The sequence below is a fragment of the Clostridium sp. JN-1 genome (assembly GCF_003718715.1).
Lineage (GTDB): Bacteria > Bacillota > Clostridia > Clostridiales > Clostridiaceae > Clostridium_AV.
Genome location: NZ_CP033465.1, coordinates 625,867 through 639,281, shown reverse-complemented (window position 1 = coordinate 639,281; position 13,415 = coordinate 625,867). Strand labels below are relative to the sequence as shown.

The 13,415-nt window shown below is 31.2% G+C and carries 29 protein-coding genes and 1 pseudogene; 7 read left to right on the top strand and 23 right to left on the bottom strand.

Features of this window, described 5'->3' with window-relative positions:
• Positions 1–52: 52 nt before the first annotated feature.
• Positions 53–271, bottom strand: a complete 219-nt coding sequence (locus EBB51_RS03205) for a hypothetical protein (RefSeq protein ID WP_123053127.1) — start codon at positions 269–271, stop codon at positions 53–55.
• Between the two features lie 147 nt (positions 272–418).
• Here EBB51_RS03205 and EBB51_RS03200 point away from each other — a divergent pair, with 147 nt between their 5' ends.
• Entirely contained in the window at positions 419–781 is a 363-nt protein-coding gene (locus EBB51_RS03200; protein ID WP_123053126.1) for a DUF2513 domain-containing protein, read from the top strand.
• A 161-nt stretch (positions 782–942) separates the two neighbouring features.
• Here the strand turns inward: EBB51_RS03200 and EBB51_RS03195 are convergent, their stop codons facing one another.
• From EBB51_RS03195 to EBB51_RS03120, 19 genes and pseudogenes are all read right to left on the bottom strand, one after another.
• Positions 943–1,464 (bottom strand): hypothetical protein, encoded by a 522-nt coding sequence (locus EBB51_RS03195; RefSeq protein ID WP_243103900.1) that lies wholly within the window; start codon positions 1,462–1,464, stop codon positions 943–945.
• Between the two features lie 143 nt (positions 1,465–1,607).
• Positions 1,608–1,748, bottom strand: coding sequence for a hypothetical protein (locus EBB51_RS13620; RefSeq protein WP_190285317.1), 141 nt, complete (start codon positions 1,746–1,748; stop codon positions 1,608–1,610).
• 1 nt (position 1,749) lies between these two features.
• On the bottom strand, positions 1,750–2,034 hold the full coding sequence (locus EBB51_RS03190) for a hypothetical protein (RefSeq protein ID WP_123053125.1): 285 nt from the start codon (positions 2,032–2,034) through the stop codon (positions 1,750–1,752).
• Positions 2,035–2,064: 30 nt separating this feature from the next.
• Entirely contained in the window at positions 2,065–2,697 is a 633-nt protein-coding gene (locus EBB51_RS03185) for a hypothetical protein (RefSeq protein ID WP_123053124.1), read from the bottom strand.
• Between the two features lie 46 nt (positions 2,698–2,743).
• Positions 2,744–2,920 carry a hypothetical protein gene (locus EBB51_RS03180; RefSeq protein WP_190285316.1) on the bottom strand — a complete coding sequence of 59 codons (177 nt, stop codon included), beginning with the start codon at positions 2,918–2,920 and terminating at the stop codon, positions 2,744–2,746.
• Between the two features lie 32 nt (positions 2,921–2,952).
• A complete protein-coding gene (locus tag EBB51_RS03175) occupies positions 2,953–3,165 on the bottom strand; it encodes a DUF6011 domain-containing protein (RefSeq protein ID WP_123053122.1) in 213 nt (70 codons plus the stop codon).
• Between the two features lie 2 nt (positions 3,166–3,167).
• On the bottom strand, positions 3,168–3,569 hold the full coding sequence (locus tag EBB51_RS03170; RefSeq protein ID WP_123053121.1) for a DUF1064 domain-containing protein: 402 nt from the start codon (positions 3,567–3,569) through the stop codon (positions 3,168–3,170).
• A complete protein-coding gene (locus EBB51_RS13615; protein WP_190285315.1) occupies positions 3,566–3,730 on the bottom strand; it encodes a hypothetical protein in 165 nt (54 codons plus the stop codon). Before EBB51_RS13615 ends, EBB51_RS03170 begins: the two co-directional genes overlap by 4 nt.
• 154 nt (positions 3,731–3,884) lie before the next feature.
• On the bottom strand, positions 3,885–4,712 hold the full coding sequence (locus tag EBB51_RS03165; RefSeq protein WP_123053120.1) for a DNA adenine methylase: 828 nt from the start codon (positions 4,710–4,712) through the stop codon (positions 3,885–3,887).
• A gap of 6 nt (positions 4,713–4,718) precedes the next feature.
• Positions 4,719–5,603 carry a DUF4373 domain-containing protein gene (locus EBB51_RS03160; protein WP_123053119.1) on the bottom strand — a complete coding sequence of 295 codons (885 nt, stop codon included), beginning with the start codon at positions 5,601–5,603 and terminating at the stop codon, positions 4,719–4,721.
• Between the two features lie 33 nt (positions 5,604–5,636).
• A complete protein-coding gene (locus EBB51_RS03155) occupies positions 5,637–6,506 on the bottom strand; it encodes a recombinase RecT (protein ID WP_123053118.1) in 870 nt (289 codons plus the stop codon).
• Positions 6,507–6,509: 3 nt separating this feature from the next.
• Positions 6,510–6,698: a hypothetical protein gene (locus tag EBB51_RS03150; RefSeq protein ID WP_123053117.1), complete on the bottom strand. Its 189-nt coding sequence runs from the start codon at positions 6,696–6,698 to the stop codon at positions 6,510–6,512.
• On the bottom strand, positions 6,698–7,642 hold the full coding sequence (locus tag EBB51_RS03145) for a lambda-exonuclease family protein (protein ID WP_243103899.1): 945 nt from the start codon (positions 7,640–7,642) through the stop codon (positions 6,698–6,700). Before EBB51_RS03145 ends, EBB51_RS03150 begins: the two co-directional genes overlap by 1 nt.
• 81 nt (positions 7,643–7,723) lie before the next feature.
• A complete protein-coding gene (locus EBB51_RS03140; RefSeq protein ID WP_123053116.1) occupies positions 7,724–7,948 on the bottom strand; it encodes a hypothetical protein in 225 nt (74 codons plus the stop codon).
• On the bottom strand, positions 7,945–8,181 hold the full coding sequence (locus EBB51_RS03135) for a hypothetical protein (RefSeq protein WP_243103898.1): 237 nt from the start codon (positions 8,179–8,181) through the stop codon (positions 7,945–7,947). Before EBB51_RS03135 ends, EBB51_RS03140 begins: the two co-directional genes overlap by 4 nt.
• 16 nt (positions 8,182–8,197) lie before the next feature.
• A complete protein-coding gene (locus tag EBB51_RS13610; protein ID WP_190285314.1) occupies positions 8,198–8,350 on the bottom strand; it encodes a hypothetical protein in 153 nt (50 codons plus the stop codon).
• Positions 8,332–8,553: pseudogene (locus EBB51_RS03130) on the bottom strand (phage antirepressor KilAC domain-containing protein); the annotation flags it as partial. The gene EBB51_RS13610 and the pseudogene EBB51_RS03130, both read right to left, overlap by 19 nt.
• Positions 8,554–8,692: 139 nt before the next feature.
• Positions 8,693–8,920, bottom strand: coding sequence for a helix-turn-helix domain-containing protein (locus EBB51_RS03125; protein ID WP_123053115.1), 228 nt, complete (start codon positions 8,918–8,920; stop codon positions 8,693–8,695).
• Positions 8,921–8,936: 16 nt separating this feature from the next.
• Complete coding sequence (locus EBB51_RS03120) at positions 8,937–9,383, bottom strand: helix-turn-helix transcriptional regulator (protein WP_123053114.1); 447 nt, start codon at positions 9,381–9,383, stop codon at positions 8,937–8,939.
• A 93-nt stretch (positions 9,384–9,476) separates the two neighbouring features.
• On the opposite strand from EBB51_RS03120, the gene EBB51_RS03115 reads away from it, so the two are divergent.
• Positions 9,477–9,713 carry a hypothetical protein gene (locus tag EBB51_RS03115; RefSeq protein ID WP_123053113.1) on the top strand — a complete coding sequence of 79 codons (237 nt, stop codon included), beginning with the start codon at positions 9,477–9,479 and terminating at the stop codon, positions 9,711–9,713.
• A gap of 1 nt (position 9,714) precedes the next feature.
• Here EBB51_RS03115 and EBB51_RS03110 read toward each other — a convergent pair whose 3' ends face one another.
• Both EBB51_RS03110 and EBB51_RS03105 read right to left on the bottom strand, forming a co-directional pair.
• Positions 9,715–9,909, bottom strand: a complete 195-nt coding sequence (locus EBB51_RS03110) for a hypothetical protein (RefSeq protein WP_123053112.1) — start codon at positions 9,907–9,909, stop codon at positions 9,715–9,717.
• Positions 9,909–10,157 carry a helix-turn-helix transcriptional regulator gene (locus EBB51_RS03105; protein ID WP_123053111.1) on the bottom strand — a complete coding sequence of 83 codons (249 nt, stop codon included), beginning with the start codon at positions 10,155–10,157 and terminating at the stop codon, positions 9,909–9,911. Before EBB51_RS03105 ends, EBB51_RS03110 begins: the two co-directional genes overlap by 1 nt.
• Before the next feature lie 140 nt (positions 10,158–10,297).
• Between EBB51_RS03105 and EBB51_RS03100 the strand changes: the two genes are divergently transcribed.
• Positions 10,298–10,612, top strand: a complete 315-nt coding sequence (locus tag EBB51_RS03100) for a helix-turn-helix transcriptional regulator (protein WP_123053110.1) — start codon at positions 10,298–10,300, stop codon at positions 10,610–10,612.
• A gap of 12 nt (positions 10,613–10,624) precedes the next feature.
• Positions 10,625–10,891: a hypothetical protein gene (locus tag EBB51_RS03095; protein WP_123053109.1), complete on the top strand. Its 267-nt coding sequence runs from the start codon at positions 10,625–10,627 to the stop codon at positions 10,889–10,891.
• A gap of 121 nt (positions 10,892–11,012) precedes the next feature.
• On the opposite strand, the gene EBB51_RS03090 is transcribed toward EBB51_RS03095, so the two are convergent.
• Positions 11,013–11,240 (bottom strand): helix-turn-helix transcriptional regulator, encoded by a 228-nt coding sequence (locus EBB51_RS03090; protein ID WP_347560942.1) that lies wholly within the window; start codon positions 11,238–11,240, stop codon positions 11,013–11,015.
• 150 nt (positions 11,241–11,390) lie between these two features.
• Between EBB51_RS03090 and EBB51_RS03085 the strand changes: the two genes are divergently transcribed.
• Genes EBB51_RS03085 through EBB51_RS03075 form a run of 3 tightly spaced genes read left to right on the top strand, consistent with a single transcriptional unit; the run spans position 11,391 to position 13,344 of the window.
• Positions 11,391–11,813, top strand: coding sequence for a helix-turn-helix transcriptional regulator (locus EBB51_RS03085; RefSeq protein ID WP_123053107.1), 423 nt, complete (start codon positions 11,391–11,393; stop codon positions 11,811–11,813).
• A 49-nt stretch (positions 11,814–11,862) separates the two neighbouring features.
• On the top strand, positions 11,863–12,987 hold the full coding sequence (locus EBB51_RS03080; RefSeq protein WP_123053106.1) for a hypothetical protein: 1,125 nt from the start codon (positions 11,863–11,865) through the stop codon (positions 12,985–12,987).
• 27 nt (positions 12,988–13,014) lie between these two features.
• Positions 13,015–13,344: a hypothetical protein gene (locus EBB51_RS03075; protein ID WP_123053105.1), complete on the top strand. Its 330-nt coding sequence runs from the start codon at positions 13,015–13,017 to the stop codon at positions 13,342–13,344.
• Positions 13,345–13,415: the final 71 nt, after the last annotated feature.

The window sequence follows — 13,415 nt, the reverse complement described above, 5'->3', positions numbered from 1 at the left end:
CTTACTCATTACTTCCTGATATATTGATAAACAAAATCTTTGAAATGAGTACTTAATTATTTTCTATAATTAATTTTTCTGCTTCTGAAAGATTAAACTTTGCATATACTTTCTCTTTGTTTTTTCTTCCATTAAAAAAATCATCCATAAGTTTTTGTTCTTTTGAAGTTCCTGTACAATGGTCGGATAATACATCCCAAACAGCTCCATCACCAGCGACATTCATCCAACAATTTCCACCGCATTCAAATTCCTTTTTACATTTACTCATTTAAATTCCTCCTTAATTTTGATTCGTTAAAATTTCATTTTATGCATTAATATTTATAATTTTAAATATACTTACTTTTCGTTCTATATTCTTCCAAAGGGTTTGTTTTACTTTTATAGAATTATCACCTAGAAAGGTAGTGATATTATGCGTTTAAATAATGACTGTATACGAGACATTCTTCTTTATATTGAAGAACACACAACTGATGAATACCCTTTTGTTTCTGTTTCTGATTTAAAATCTAAATTACAAAAATACAGCTCGGATGTTATTAATTATCATGTAAGACAAATTGATCAAGCTAATTTAGTCAATTCAGTTAGTTATGCTGATGATGCTCCTCAAGATATTGCTGGCTTATCTTGGGAAGGTAATATTTATATATCAAATATTAGAGACGATAAAGTTTGGTCTAAATTAAAAGATGCAACTAAACATTTAGCTTCCGTAAGTTTACCAGTGTTAATAGAAAAAGCCCCCGATATAGTAAAACATTTTATAAAATAATACTTTATAAGTTGGCTAGTTGATTCTGGCTAACTTATTTTTTTAAAAGCCTTTTCTATTTCTTCAACGGTATATTTCCCAATATGCTCAACTGAATAGAACATCTTTTGACCATCTGGCATTAACCTGTAATATTTATACTTGTTTATCCAAATTTCATTTTATGCACTAACCCATACATCCCAATCAATTATGTTTTCAACAAGTCTGTGCCTTCTTTTAGTAGCTCCTCCTGGAGACATATTAAACTCCATTCCCAACTGCCAATCTTTTTTTCCATACTTATATCTCTCTTTTAAAAACTCCTGGTCCTCAGCCCTTAAGTCTTTTATATTAGCTTCAATAAATGCATTGTCTGCTTCAATATTCCTAATAGTTTCTTCTATATCAGCGGTCTGTTCTTTTTTCCAAGACTGTTCTCTTAACAACTTGTCGGTTATACGCAGTAAAGTCCTCTCGGTATAGCTTTCGCCTGTAGGACTTGTCTGCACTCTCTCTTCATAAGTAATTGATTTAGATTCTTCGGGGAGGTCTATATCAATATTTCTTAACTTGTACTCTATTTCAGATATTTGCTTTTTCAAAATTTCTAGCCTTTTGTTTAGAACACTAACCTTTTTATCCTTGTTGAAATAATTAAAAAGTTTTTGCCCCATATCTCTAAATTCTTTATTATCTACCATTTTGAAATCCTCCCCTTAAATTTTATTATTGTCTATGCCTAATTCTAAGTATCTTTACACCCGCAGCCATTATTCCAACACATGCTACGGCAGCTGTTATATACAAAACTATAAATTCAAATAATACTTTCACTCAATCACCCCTATAAAAAGCTTTGTTGCACACTGCTATTCCCTCTGTTCTTGATTTTGTCAATCTTAGATTTAAGTATCTTTTTATGTTTCTCTGAGATGCTGTATTTTAAAGAAAGTTTCAACCTTTCTAGCTCAGTTAATTCTTCCATATCATTTCTCCTCTGATATTAATAATTCTTTCATAGGTATATTGAAGAATTTACAATATATTTCAATGCATTTTTCTATATATGTTTGCTTACCCTTCAATGTTTTACAGTTACTTGCCTTTACCAATATATCCAATACTTTATCTGGTGCCTTTCTTTCAGTCTTATCTTCAAGTTCTTTTTCCAACCTTAAATTTTCCTTATCTAACGTTTCTGACATGTCAGCTTTATCTACCAATTCCTTAAGCTCTTTATAGCTTAATGTTACCTTTGCACTTTCCAGCATCTTTTCACCTCCTGGACGTAAAAATTTCATTTAGTCCCAAATTAGTCCGCCTTTAAAATCATAAGTAAATCCAATAGTTTCTAATTTGTTTTGATATTCCAGTTTTTTTATATAAAATTGTTGTAATCCAAAACTTGATAAGATTTTGTCTCCAGGTTGTGCCCCATCAAATCCTTCTCCATTTTCAATATCATCTTCATCAAGAGCATAAAACTCACAATTATTTTGGACCCATTCGCTAAATTCATCTTCAAGGTACTCTATAACTGTTCTAAGTTTGGCATCTTTGCCGTTATATTCATATTTTCCTATAATTAAATTCTTAGGCAAGTTTTCTTTGCCAAAAATTTTTTCCAGTTGCCAATCATAAACGCCTGCATGAAAATAGATATTTGCTCCTGCATCCATATAAACTGCTTCTGTATTTGTATCTATAACAAAGCCATAAAGAGAAGCATCATTTAAATTTTGATTATATTTAATTACCTTATTTTCATTTTCTTTATAATGTCTTTTAATATCATAGTTGTCTACAGACATTTTCACTTGAATTCCAGGTGCGTCTACTATATCATCAACTATCTTATTTATTACAGTACATTTAGTTCTTGCAGGGATAAATATATCTCCAAATCTCATATCATATCTTGTCAAACAAAACATTTTAATTCCCCCTTAACTTTGATTCGTAAAAATTTCATTTTCCACACTAATCAAATACATCTACATTAGGATTTTTTTCTATACAACTTTCCATGCTAAACCAATGTTCTTCACTTTCAGCATCCTTTTTAGGAGTTTCTTTTTGGTATTTTTCAGCATAAATTTTCTCCGATAAAATAGCTTTATAACCATTTTTAAAATTTATTAACCATGCACTTCTCATTTTTTCACCTTCTCTTATATAATGCATACTCCTTACATTTTTTCGTCCTCTTCACCCATTTCAAAAAGATTTATCTGCCCTGGTATTTCCCCAGTTGATCTTCTTCTTTTGGCTATGTTGGCTTTTCTCCGTTCCTTGTCCTCCTCAACTACCTTCATAACCCTACGCCAACAGGTCGGTCCTATTCCTCTTTTCTTACTTTCAGAATCCTTTAGTTTCCTATGGCAGATAAGACATCTATCCATTTTTAAACCTCTCTTAATATCTTTAAATCTACTTTAGGATATCTCAGCTTGAATTGCTTATACGTCCTTTTCCATTGCTGACTTTCATAACCCTTAGTATCTTCAACATCGTATGTTCCATCATTATTCAATATTAAAAAATCAGCAGTATACGTTATTGCTTTATTTTCTCCATTGCCTTCCTGAAGAACAAACTCAGGCTGCAATATGAATCCTGCTATTTCTCCTGCATTAAATAATAGCTTCAGTTGGCAATATCTCTGACACTCTAATTGAGATCTAAAATACAATCCATCATACCAAACACCTTTATTTCTATATTTTTGTACCTTAATTTTGGGTTTTTCTGCTGCTTGACCTCTTCGCTTTAAAAACTCATCATATTCCTCTTGAGTCCAGTTCATATCTGCCTTGCCTTCCTTCTTGATGTTTTTTCAAAACCTTTTATACCAATAGCAGTCAAATCACTTTCCATTCGCCTTTGCTCGTATTTCTTATTTTGCCTTTCCCTTTGTATCATTTTGTAAGTCCATTCTGCCTTTTCTTTAGGAGTTTTGAGGTCCATCTTCATCACCTACTATTTTTTTAATATTCTAAAACTCTCATACACGAATTCTAAGCAACTTTTATTTTAAAATGTGTAATTATATTACTTGTACACCTATCCTTAAAATTTACCCTGTTTTCGACTAAAATTTGCATATTTATGTGCTGTGCTTTTATATAATTTTCAATTGTTCTGTAACTTCTGGCTTGTAATTCATTAAAATTAATTCAGTCCGTACCGGACACTTATCTCCATCAGTTCTCTTTTTTATTTGGCTGGCCGTATGATACTCAGCTCGGTACCAATCAGAATATAATTCATTTACTAATGGATCCGGATAGTAACAAACCATAGCTTTGCCTTTTATGTTTTCAAGAATCTTATTTAGCCTTATGTGGTCTTCCCTTTTAAATCCTCCGAAATACATATCTTCATGTCCTATATACGGTGGGTCTAAGAAAAACAACGTATCCTTGGTGTCATAAAACCTTATTACTTCTTCAAAATCCCTGCAAAGTATATTCCAGTTTTTTATTAACCCTGCCATCCTAGGGATTAACTTCGTTGCTGAAACTAACTGTTTAGCTTTATTCTGTGTCTTTGAAAGCCCTATACCATTCTTGTACTTGTGACCTCCACCGCCAAAACAAACACGCATTAAATAATAAAACCTAACTGCCGATTGAAGTTGATCTTCTGGCCATGGTTCCCATTTCCACTTTTCATACAAACTCTCTGAATACGGAAGTGAGTTGCACTCTTTATAAAGACTTCCTGGATCATCTTTTAGGACCATCATGTAATTTACAAGTCTATCATTTATGTCATTGATAACTGTCATATCAGCAGGTCTTATAGTTTCTTTGTAAAAAGTAACTGCCCCTGATCCAAAGAAAACATCTGCAAATATTCTATGTTCAGGCATAAGCTTAAGGTATCTTTCTTCTTTCCCATGTTTGCCACCAATCCATTTGATATTGCTTAAATTCTTAAGTTTCAATTCAATCTATCCCTTTCCATCTATTCCTAAAAGTTTTCTCTCTAAGTCTTTAAAATCATAGTCCCTCTGCTCAAAATTATTAAACGTACTTTCCTTGTGGCAGCCATACTTAACGTTTTTAGTGCTGCTTTCCTTGCCATTTGCAGCCCAATTTTTTAGTATTTTAGCCATATACTCTTTTATAAAGCTATTTTTATTGCTGATAGTTATGAGTAGTGCTTCTTTGCACCAATCATACCCATAAGTTTTTATAAACACGTTTAAAGCTGCCACATGTTTGCTTATACTTTCACCCGGTTTTAATGTTTCGTAATATTTACAAAGTTCAAGTGATTTTTCAGAGAGAGAGTTTCTGTCATCAGAAACCTTTTTTCCTTCTCTCTCTTCTTTACTTTTCTTTACTTTACTTTCCTTTACTTTACTTTGGGGATTAATGTTTGCATTAACTTCCTCGTTATTAGAGTTAATGTCAACAATAACTAAGTTTTTGTACACATTAATGGTTTCATCATCTAAAAGTAGGTATTCTTTGTATATTTTTACCTTTTGCCTTCTCCCTACTGCTTCTATATAACGTCTTTGAATTCCCTTGGAAGTAAGTACGTTGTAAGTTTCAAAGGCATTTTTATCGAACAATTCCCACTTAACGCAATCATTAATGATTGCATTAAGTGAGTTAATGTCTACATTAACCCTCTTTGAAAACAATAATTGCTGTTTTTCTGTCCACTCATAGAAGTAACCGTGTTTATAAATTTTCATTAATAACTTAACTACTACACCAAAACCAACTAATCCATGTTGTGCTTCTATAAGTGCAACTTTATCATCTTGATCCATATCTACATCTAGAGGAAAATATTCCAATCCTTCTTTTTGAGGCCTAGCCAATGTAATCACCTTCTCCCATAGTTCAATAACTCCTTATGACTTAGTATTTTCCGAAAATGGTGTACCTTCGTATGGATCTTTACCATCATCTGAACTATTTGTATCTTCTCCAGCTTCGGTATACTCCACATCAGTAGCTTCTACTCCCTGAGGATCTTCTGTTCCTTCCTCAAGAAGTTCATAGTTCTCTTCGTCAGTCTTAATTATCTTATTATCACTTATGACTGCTTCCTGCATATCAATACTTAAGATACCCCAAGTAGATAACATATTCTTTAATACTGTCTTTCTAGCCATAGCATCAAAATCTGTTTTCCATGGTCCGTTGCCAAAACTTTTGCTAAACCTTTTAGCATGTGATGTTACCTTTTCTTTACTCCAGTAAACCATTTTTTCAAATCCGTTCAGCAATCTAAAATACGCTGCATATCCAATAACCGCATCAGATTGTTTATTATCAAGATCAAGTTCTATCTCTTCAGTAAGTGGATTAAAACTTTTGAGCTGTCCTTCGTAAATCTCCGTAACATTTAACTTTTTATACTGTCCGGACCTTTGAGCCATCTGTATAAATCCTCTGTATCCTATTTGAAATTGTGCTTCTAGCTTCCCATGATTCTTAAATGGTATAATCCATGCAAAACCGAGGTTAGGATCTATCGGAAGTTTCAAGGAAGCTGCCTTTAAGGCACTCCCCAAAACTGTCATGTTGTCGCATTTCTTTAATTTATCCTGCTTTAAATTAAGTAAACTTGTTATAAAACCATCAGCTTGTTTATCAAGCATATCCTCAAATCTTTTCTTTATTCCTGCTGAATACACTAAAGCCTTGAATGGATCTTTAGGTAACTTTTCCTTTTCTTTCTTAGCCAATTCATTTTTTAAGCTCTTGCTTGTAGCCATACATTATTCACCCTCTCTTCTCAAATCTTCTTTAAAATTGCACATTATCTTGTCCTCATCACTGTCATAGTAAATTGAATCTATAAAGTACTCTGAATCACCTGGATCATACATTTTAAAATTGTTCCTGTTCATAGACGCCAATTGAACATTAAAATTATCTATAAGTGCTGTAAATGCTGGATTTGACATTATGCTTTTACCTCCTTGATACTAAATTTCCTGTACGAACTCGTATTTAGATACTCTTTAAATAACTCAGGATGATCTTTCCTAAATCCCTTACTATCAAATCTATTTGAAGTTATGCTCTTCCAGTCAATTTCATAATCAGGTGCATATCCCACCTCGGCTTCACCTAGTTCAAGTTTTATGTTATTTTCAATTTTCTTAGCCTGTAATTCTAAATCCTTAATTGTATTTTTAAGTTCAAAATAATCCTTTATCTTGTCCTTATATTCAGACTTTAGATTCACACTAGTTTCAGGAGTTGAAGCGCTGTACCTTTCCCTTAAATATTTTTCTGCTGCTGTAGATCCGTCTAGTGGAGGCGGTACCTTTTTAACTATGAAATTCTCCCAAAAATTCTTTTCTGCATCTATAATCATTTTTATAAGCTCCTCATCCCTATCTACTTCTTTATAAAGAAACTTTTGCCCACCTATAAGTACTGCTATATATGCTTTTTCATACCCTGTTACTGCTAAGTAATGCATGACTTGTACTAAATAACTTGCAGGTATTTCATCAGAATCCCATTCTTTAGCTCCAAAAGCATTTACTGTTTTACATTCGAGTAATGACTTTTCACCTGCTACCTCTCTATCCAAATTTGCTGTCATAAAAGGATATTCAGTACTTTGAAGTATTGCATTTCTCCTTCTAACCTTTTTACCTGTCCTCTTTGAAAATTCTCTTGCAACAAGATCTTCAAGTTCAGTCCCCCAGTAAGCAGCTTCACTTTGCTCACTAGGTTCATTTATTTCTTGAGTTTTATCCATGTATACTTGAAATGGTGTTCTCCACTTATTTACTCCAATAATTGCTCCAGCATCAGAACCGCCAATGCCATGCTGTCTGCTTTTTAGCCATTCTAGTTCTGTCATATCTTTAGTTTTAACTAATACCTTGTACAATCTTTCTCCCTCCATATTTGATTTTTTCCCCATTTCACGATAAAATGGGATTAATGAATTTTTTATTTAAACTTTTACCCTTTACCAGAGGGTCTTTTTTATACCTAAAATTTCTTCTAACTGATTCTGTGTAGCTTCATCAATACTGTTTAAGGTTTGTCCTGTCTTTGGATCATAAATCTTATCTCCATCAAGTTCATATTTAACTTCATCTATAGCTTCTTTATATCCGTAGTTATGTTCAAATACCAAACTCTCGACTTTATTAAGTGCATTTGAAAGCATATCTATTTCACCCCCTTTCATGCCACTTTTTTTAAAACACAATAGACTCTAAGTGCAATAGTAACCATCTGCTCTAAACTCGTCCTCTTCCCAAATTTAATGCGATTTTCTCTTATATCATCTGTAGTAATCTGCAATACTTCTTCAAGTTCATCATAAGTTATCTTAATAGCAGCCTTTTCGAATAAGCGTTTTATCATAATATCAACAGTTCCTAGCTTGCTGTAACCTTTTACTTCCTCTGCATCAAACATTTTTATTTCTCACCCCCTAATATCTGATTGGTTTAAGTGGCTTCATAGTTCTAATATCAACAACTGTAAAGCTTTCAAAATCCTTTTTAAGGCTTAAATAATTCTTTGGGTCCATGTCCATTTTGTTTAAAATGTCCTTTTGCCTCCTGGTTAATTTTCTAAGATGCATTTGGTAGCCCTCCTATCCATTAAATTCTTATCCTGAATCTCTTTAAATTTGTTCGCAAAGTATATTTGCCCTTTCCCTGTCACTTTGGTAGTAGTAGATATACTTATGTGTCCATCCGAATGGCTTATTGATGTTTCCTTTATAGAAAATAATCCTAGATCCATGGCTCTCTGAGTTGGCATATTATAGTCAGTTCCTTTTCTACCTTTCTTTTAGTGGGATTAACTGCTGATCTTTAAAAATCTGTAAGTCGTTCATTTATTCCCCTCCGTTTCTTTATATTTTGGTACCAACTTCCAATAACCTACATATTTAAGCATGTTTTACTAAGCTACTTACTTTTCACGCCTCCTTTTTTTGAAACGTAAGATCTTTTACATTGTCCAAATTAGTAAAGTCTTTACCCTGTGCCCATTTTGCAAACCTTAGAAGTTCAAACTTCGTTACTTTTAATCTGCCAAGTTTTAATGCTGAAATATATCCTCTTCTTATCAAGTCATATACCATATTTTTATTAGTTTTTAACTTCATGGCTACTTCATCAACTGTATAGAGTATTTCATTGTCCATTTATTTCAACCCCTCTCTATTCAGATTTCTTCTTAGAAAATTTAAAAGTGTAAATTGCTTCAAGTACATCATCAAGTTCTTTACATATCTTCTTAAAATCACAAGCTTCATTTTCACTAACTTTTCCATCAGAACAGATTCCCATGAGTAAATCTTCACAATCAATATAATCTTTAATCTCTGTATGAAGTTTTAATATTGATGCTGGCAAATCTTCAATTATAATGTCAGGCAAATACTTCTGTCCTACCTCAGCGCTTGTTTTAAGATGTTGATATGCTAGATACTGCGTATTATATATCTCTATCATTTTGATAACTATTCGATCCGGTGGTATTCTTCTACCACTTTCATATGCCCTCAGGCTTTCAACACATATGTCCATTAACTCGGATGCTTTTTCTTGAGTCAAGCCTGCACTTTCTCTTGCTATTTGGTAGATATTTCTGCACTCTTTGTCCATTTAAATCACTTCCTTTTACTGCTAAAATTAATATATAAAAGGATTTTTATATATTTTGTAGAATTTTATCACCATGAAAGGTGGTGATAATTTATGAGTAATGATTTAAATTTTGATTCTCTATATGGCAATGCACAACTTGACATGGAATGTCCAAAATGCAAAAGTAAAATACCTTATACACTTAACGATGCTGGCAAAACGATAACCTGTCCGCATTGTAAAACTGGAATTACACTTAAAAAAGATTCTAATTTCGATTCCACAAAAGAATCAGTAAATAAATCACTTGATGATTTAAAAAAGATGTTTGATGATTTTGGAAAATAATTTAGTCAGATACTTTAATATTGAATTTAAAATTTTTAATTTTATCTAACTTTTCTATAGCTTCGGCAATTAATTTTTTAAATTCATCTACATTTGTAATTTCTATTTTTGCACTTGACTGCTCTTGAACCTGTCCTTCAGGAGCAGTTACCCTTTGCTCAAGTTGCTTGATTCGCTGCTCTAGTTGTTTATCCATTAGCTCGCTACCTCCTTTTTAGTTTCTTCTGATTTCAGTTTAAAATATTTTATTTCAGTATTTTTTATTAATTCATCTGGAGTAGAATCCAATACCTTAGCAATTTTATAAAGCATAGGCAATGATGGATTGGACTTGTTATTTTCTATTTTTGAAATTGTGGATATATCTGCGTTAACCTTGTCAGCAAGTTGTATTTGGGTTAAAGAATGTTTTTCTCTTAGCTTTTTTATTTTGTCGCCAAGCACTATTTTCACCTCCTTACAAATTAATTATATTGGATTTAATTCAACATGTCAATAGAACTTCATGAATATAATCCAATATTTTTTTAAGTTAATTATTACTGTATAATTAAAGTTGAATTATATTCAAATGAGGTAATGTTATGATTAATATTGGTAAAAGATTAATAAAAATAAGAAAACTTAATGATATATCTGCTAATAAACTAGCTATTTCAATTGGTGTTGACCCTTCAACCATAAATAAGATTGAAAAAGGTACTGCAAAACCATCAATTGATTTATTAATTAAAGTTTGTAATCACTTTAAAATTACTCTTTCTGAATTCTTCAATGATGATAATAATTCAGAACCTGTTATTCTTAATCAACAGCTTAAAGAGTTATTAAATAGTGCTAAAGACCTAACTCCTGAACAACTTGAACTACTTTCTAAATTCATAAAATCAATAAAATAAAGGAGCGTTATCATGAATAATGAAGAAAAAATATTAAAAATCCTTGAATCAATGCAATCTCAAATTAATGAAAATACTCAAATACTCAAAGCTCTTGAACATAGTTCGCAAGAACATAAAGCGTTACTTGATCAACTCAACCACAGAACTGCATCAGTTGAAGGTAAAATCGAAACTTTAACCTCTAAGGTTGATACCATATCAAAGGATCTAAATTTTGTTGAGACTGCAACAGGTAAAAATATTATGGATATAGCTTATTTGAAATCTGTTAAATAAACTTATTAAAATCCTAAGGCTGTGCTTTAATATCTTCTTCAAGTACAGCTACCCTTTGCCCAAGTTGCTTGATTCTTTGCTCTGACTGTTTATCCATTAGCTCGCTACCTCCTTTTGTTATCTATTTGGCAACCTTATTATCAAAGAAAATAAACGCAGGATCTTTTTTAAAAACTTTGCTGATTTTATACATTTCAGTTGCTGAAAAATCAGTATATCCGTTTTCTTTTCTATTATAGGTAGATTCTGCTATACCAATTTTTTTAGCTATATCGGACTGTTTTAAATTATGTTCTACCCTTAATCCTTTCAATTTAAAGTTAGCTTTTCTTTTTTGCAATACTCCCACCTCGTTTCCTTTTGTTATCTATTTGGTAACTTCATTATATTATACATTTGGCAACTTGTCAATGAATTTTAATAAATATATTTTATTTTTGGCAACTTAGTTGTTATTTTTGGCAACTAAATGTTATCATTAGTTCAAAGAGGTGTTATTATGGCAACTTTTAATCAAAGAATGAAAAAACTTAGAAACGAAAAAAATGTTACTTTAGAAGAACTGTCTAAAGCATTAAATACAACTAAATCAACTTTGTCAAGATATGAAAATAACTTAAGAACTCCAAATGCTGATTTTATAAATCAGCTTGCTAATTACTATAATGTTTCTACAGACTATCTTCTTGGAAATTCAGACGATAGAACTCTATCTGCTCAAAAAAAAGATACACCAGTTGAAAAAATATCAAAATCATTAGATGATGATCCAGAACTATCTGAATTCTGGAATCTATTAAAAGAAAGAGAAGATTTAAAATTACTCTTCAAACAAACAAAGAACATGGATTCTAATGACATAAAGAAAATAATTAGAATTATAAAAGCTATCGAAGATGAAGAAGATAGAAATGATGGTTAAAAAACATATAATTTTAACTTAGACCTATTTGCATTGGAGGTTGAAAACTATGTATTTTGAAGATGAAAATTTTTCAATATACTTTAATTTATATGAAAAAGCTAGGAGTTTGGAAAAATTAAAAAAGGAAGATGAGGCGTTAAAGATATATCTTAATATATTAAATAGATATAGCCCTAGGGGAATTGATTATTATGAAAGGCCTGCAATAATACTTGAACGTAGAAAAATGTACAAGGAAGCGGCTGAAATATGTAAAAGAGCTATTAATGTTCCTTGGAAAGAATACTTTAACTGTAGACCTGATATGTTTGAACATAGGTTAAACAGATTAAATAATAAAATAGAAAAACAAAAAAACTCTAAGGTTGCTATCCCTAAAAATAGAACTACAAATAAACCGGTAAAACATTCTTCAGCAACAACCATTACACCAATTGAAGCAAAAGAAATCTCTACTAAAAATATCAAATTTCCCGACTGGTATGTAAGTATATCTTTTGGAGAATCTAGGTCTCCAAGTTTTTCTCAAGCATTAGCACTTGCCCAAAGTGCACCACAATATATTGAAAATAACGTTAGTAATAAGATTTTATACCAAGCTGTTTACTCAAATAAACCTACAGAATACTTACAATTTATAAAATTATATGAGTTAGTAAGTAATTGGAAATCTTGTTTTGTTATAATAAATGGAACTATTATGGATAGAAAAATAATTGGTGGATTAAATTATTGTTATGGTGATAAATGTAGATCGGGTAATCCTGATTTTTGTTTTGGAGCTAGTGAAATGACGGCGAATCCTTTTGGATGTCATAGACTTCAAATAAGTGCCTACAATCATCCTTGGTGGACAATAGGTGATTTTATAACTTCTTCAATATGGCGTGTTAATAAACAAGCTATACTAGAAAGAATTAAAACATATTCATTGCCATATGTAATGTGTCCTTGCTTTTCTATTGAAAACATTAAATCTGTTGTAGATTCTTTACCTGATACAATAGATTTAAGAAAAAATAAGGAATGGCAAAAATCATATAATGGGATTCAACCAACAAATCATAATGTTGCTTTTAAATTAAATATATCTATTGATTCACAAAAAGATTGTACAAATACAAAGAAAGATAAAGGATTCTTTGCAAAACTAAAGTCATTATTTAAATAAATATAAATCATTAAAGGGGATGACATTATGGATATATTGGACAAGCCTTTGCTAAAGGCCCTTTTAAATGAAGATATTCCTTTTTATGAAGCTATGAATGCATTTGATATAAAAACTACTATAGCCTGCAATCTACCATCTAGTATATTAGGATTTGTCTATTTAAGTAAAAGAGGAAATTATCATCTTATTTTAAACGGTGAAGTAAATTATAAGACTCAATGTAAAACTTTCATACATGAAATTAAGCACATAGCTGACGATATGCCACATCTTGGATATATGATAGGTTTGGATATGCAATATACATATATGGAACGGAATGCTGATGCTATGGCAGAAAAGTTATATAGGTAATTTATACTCATACTCTGATAAATTAATTGAAGTTCTAAATAGATATATAGATTAAGTTATTATATAAGTTT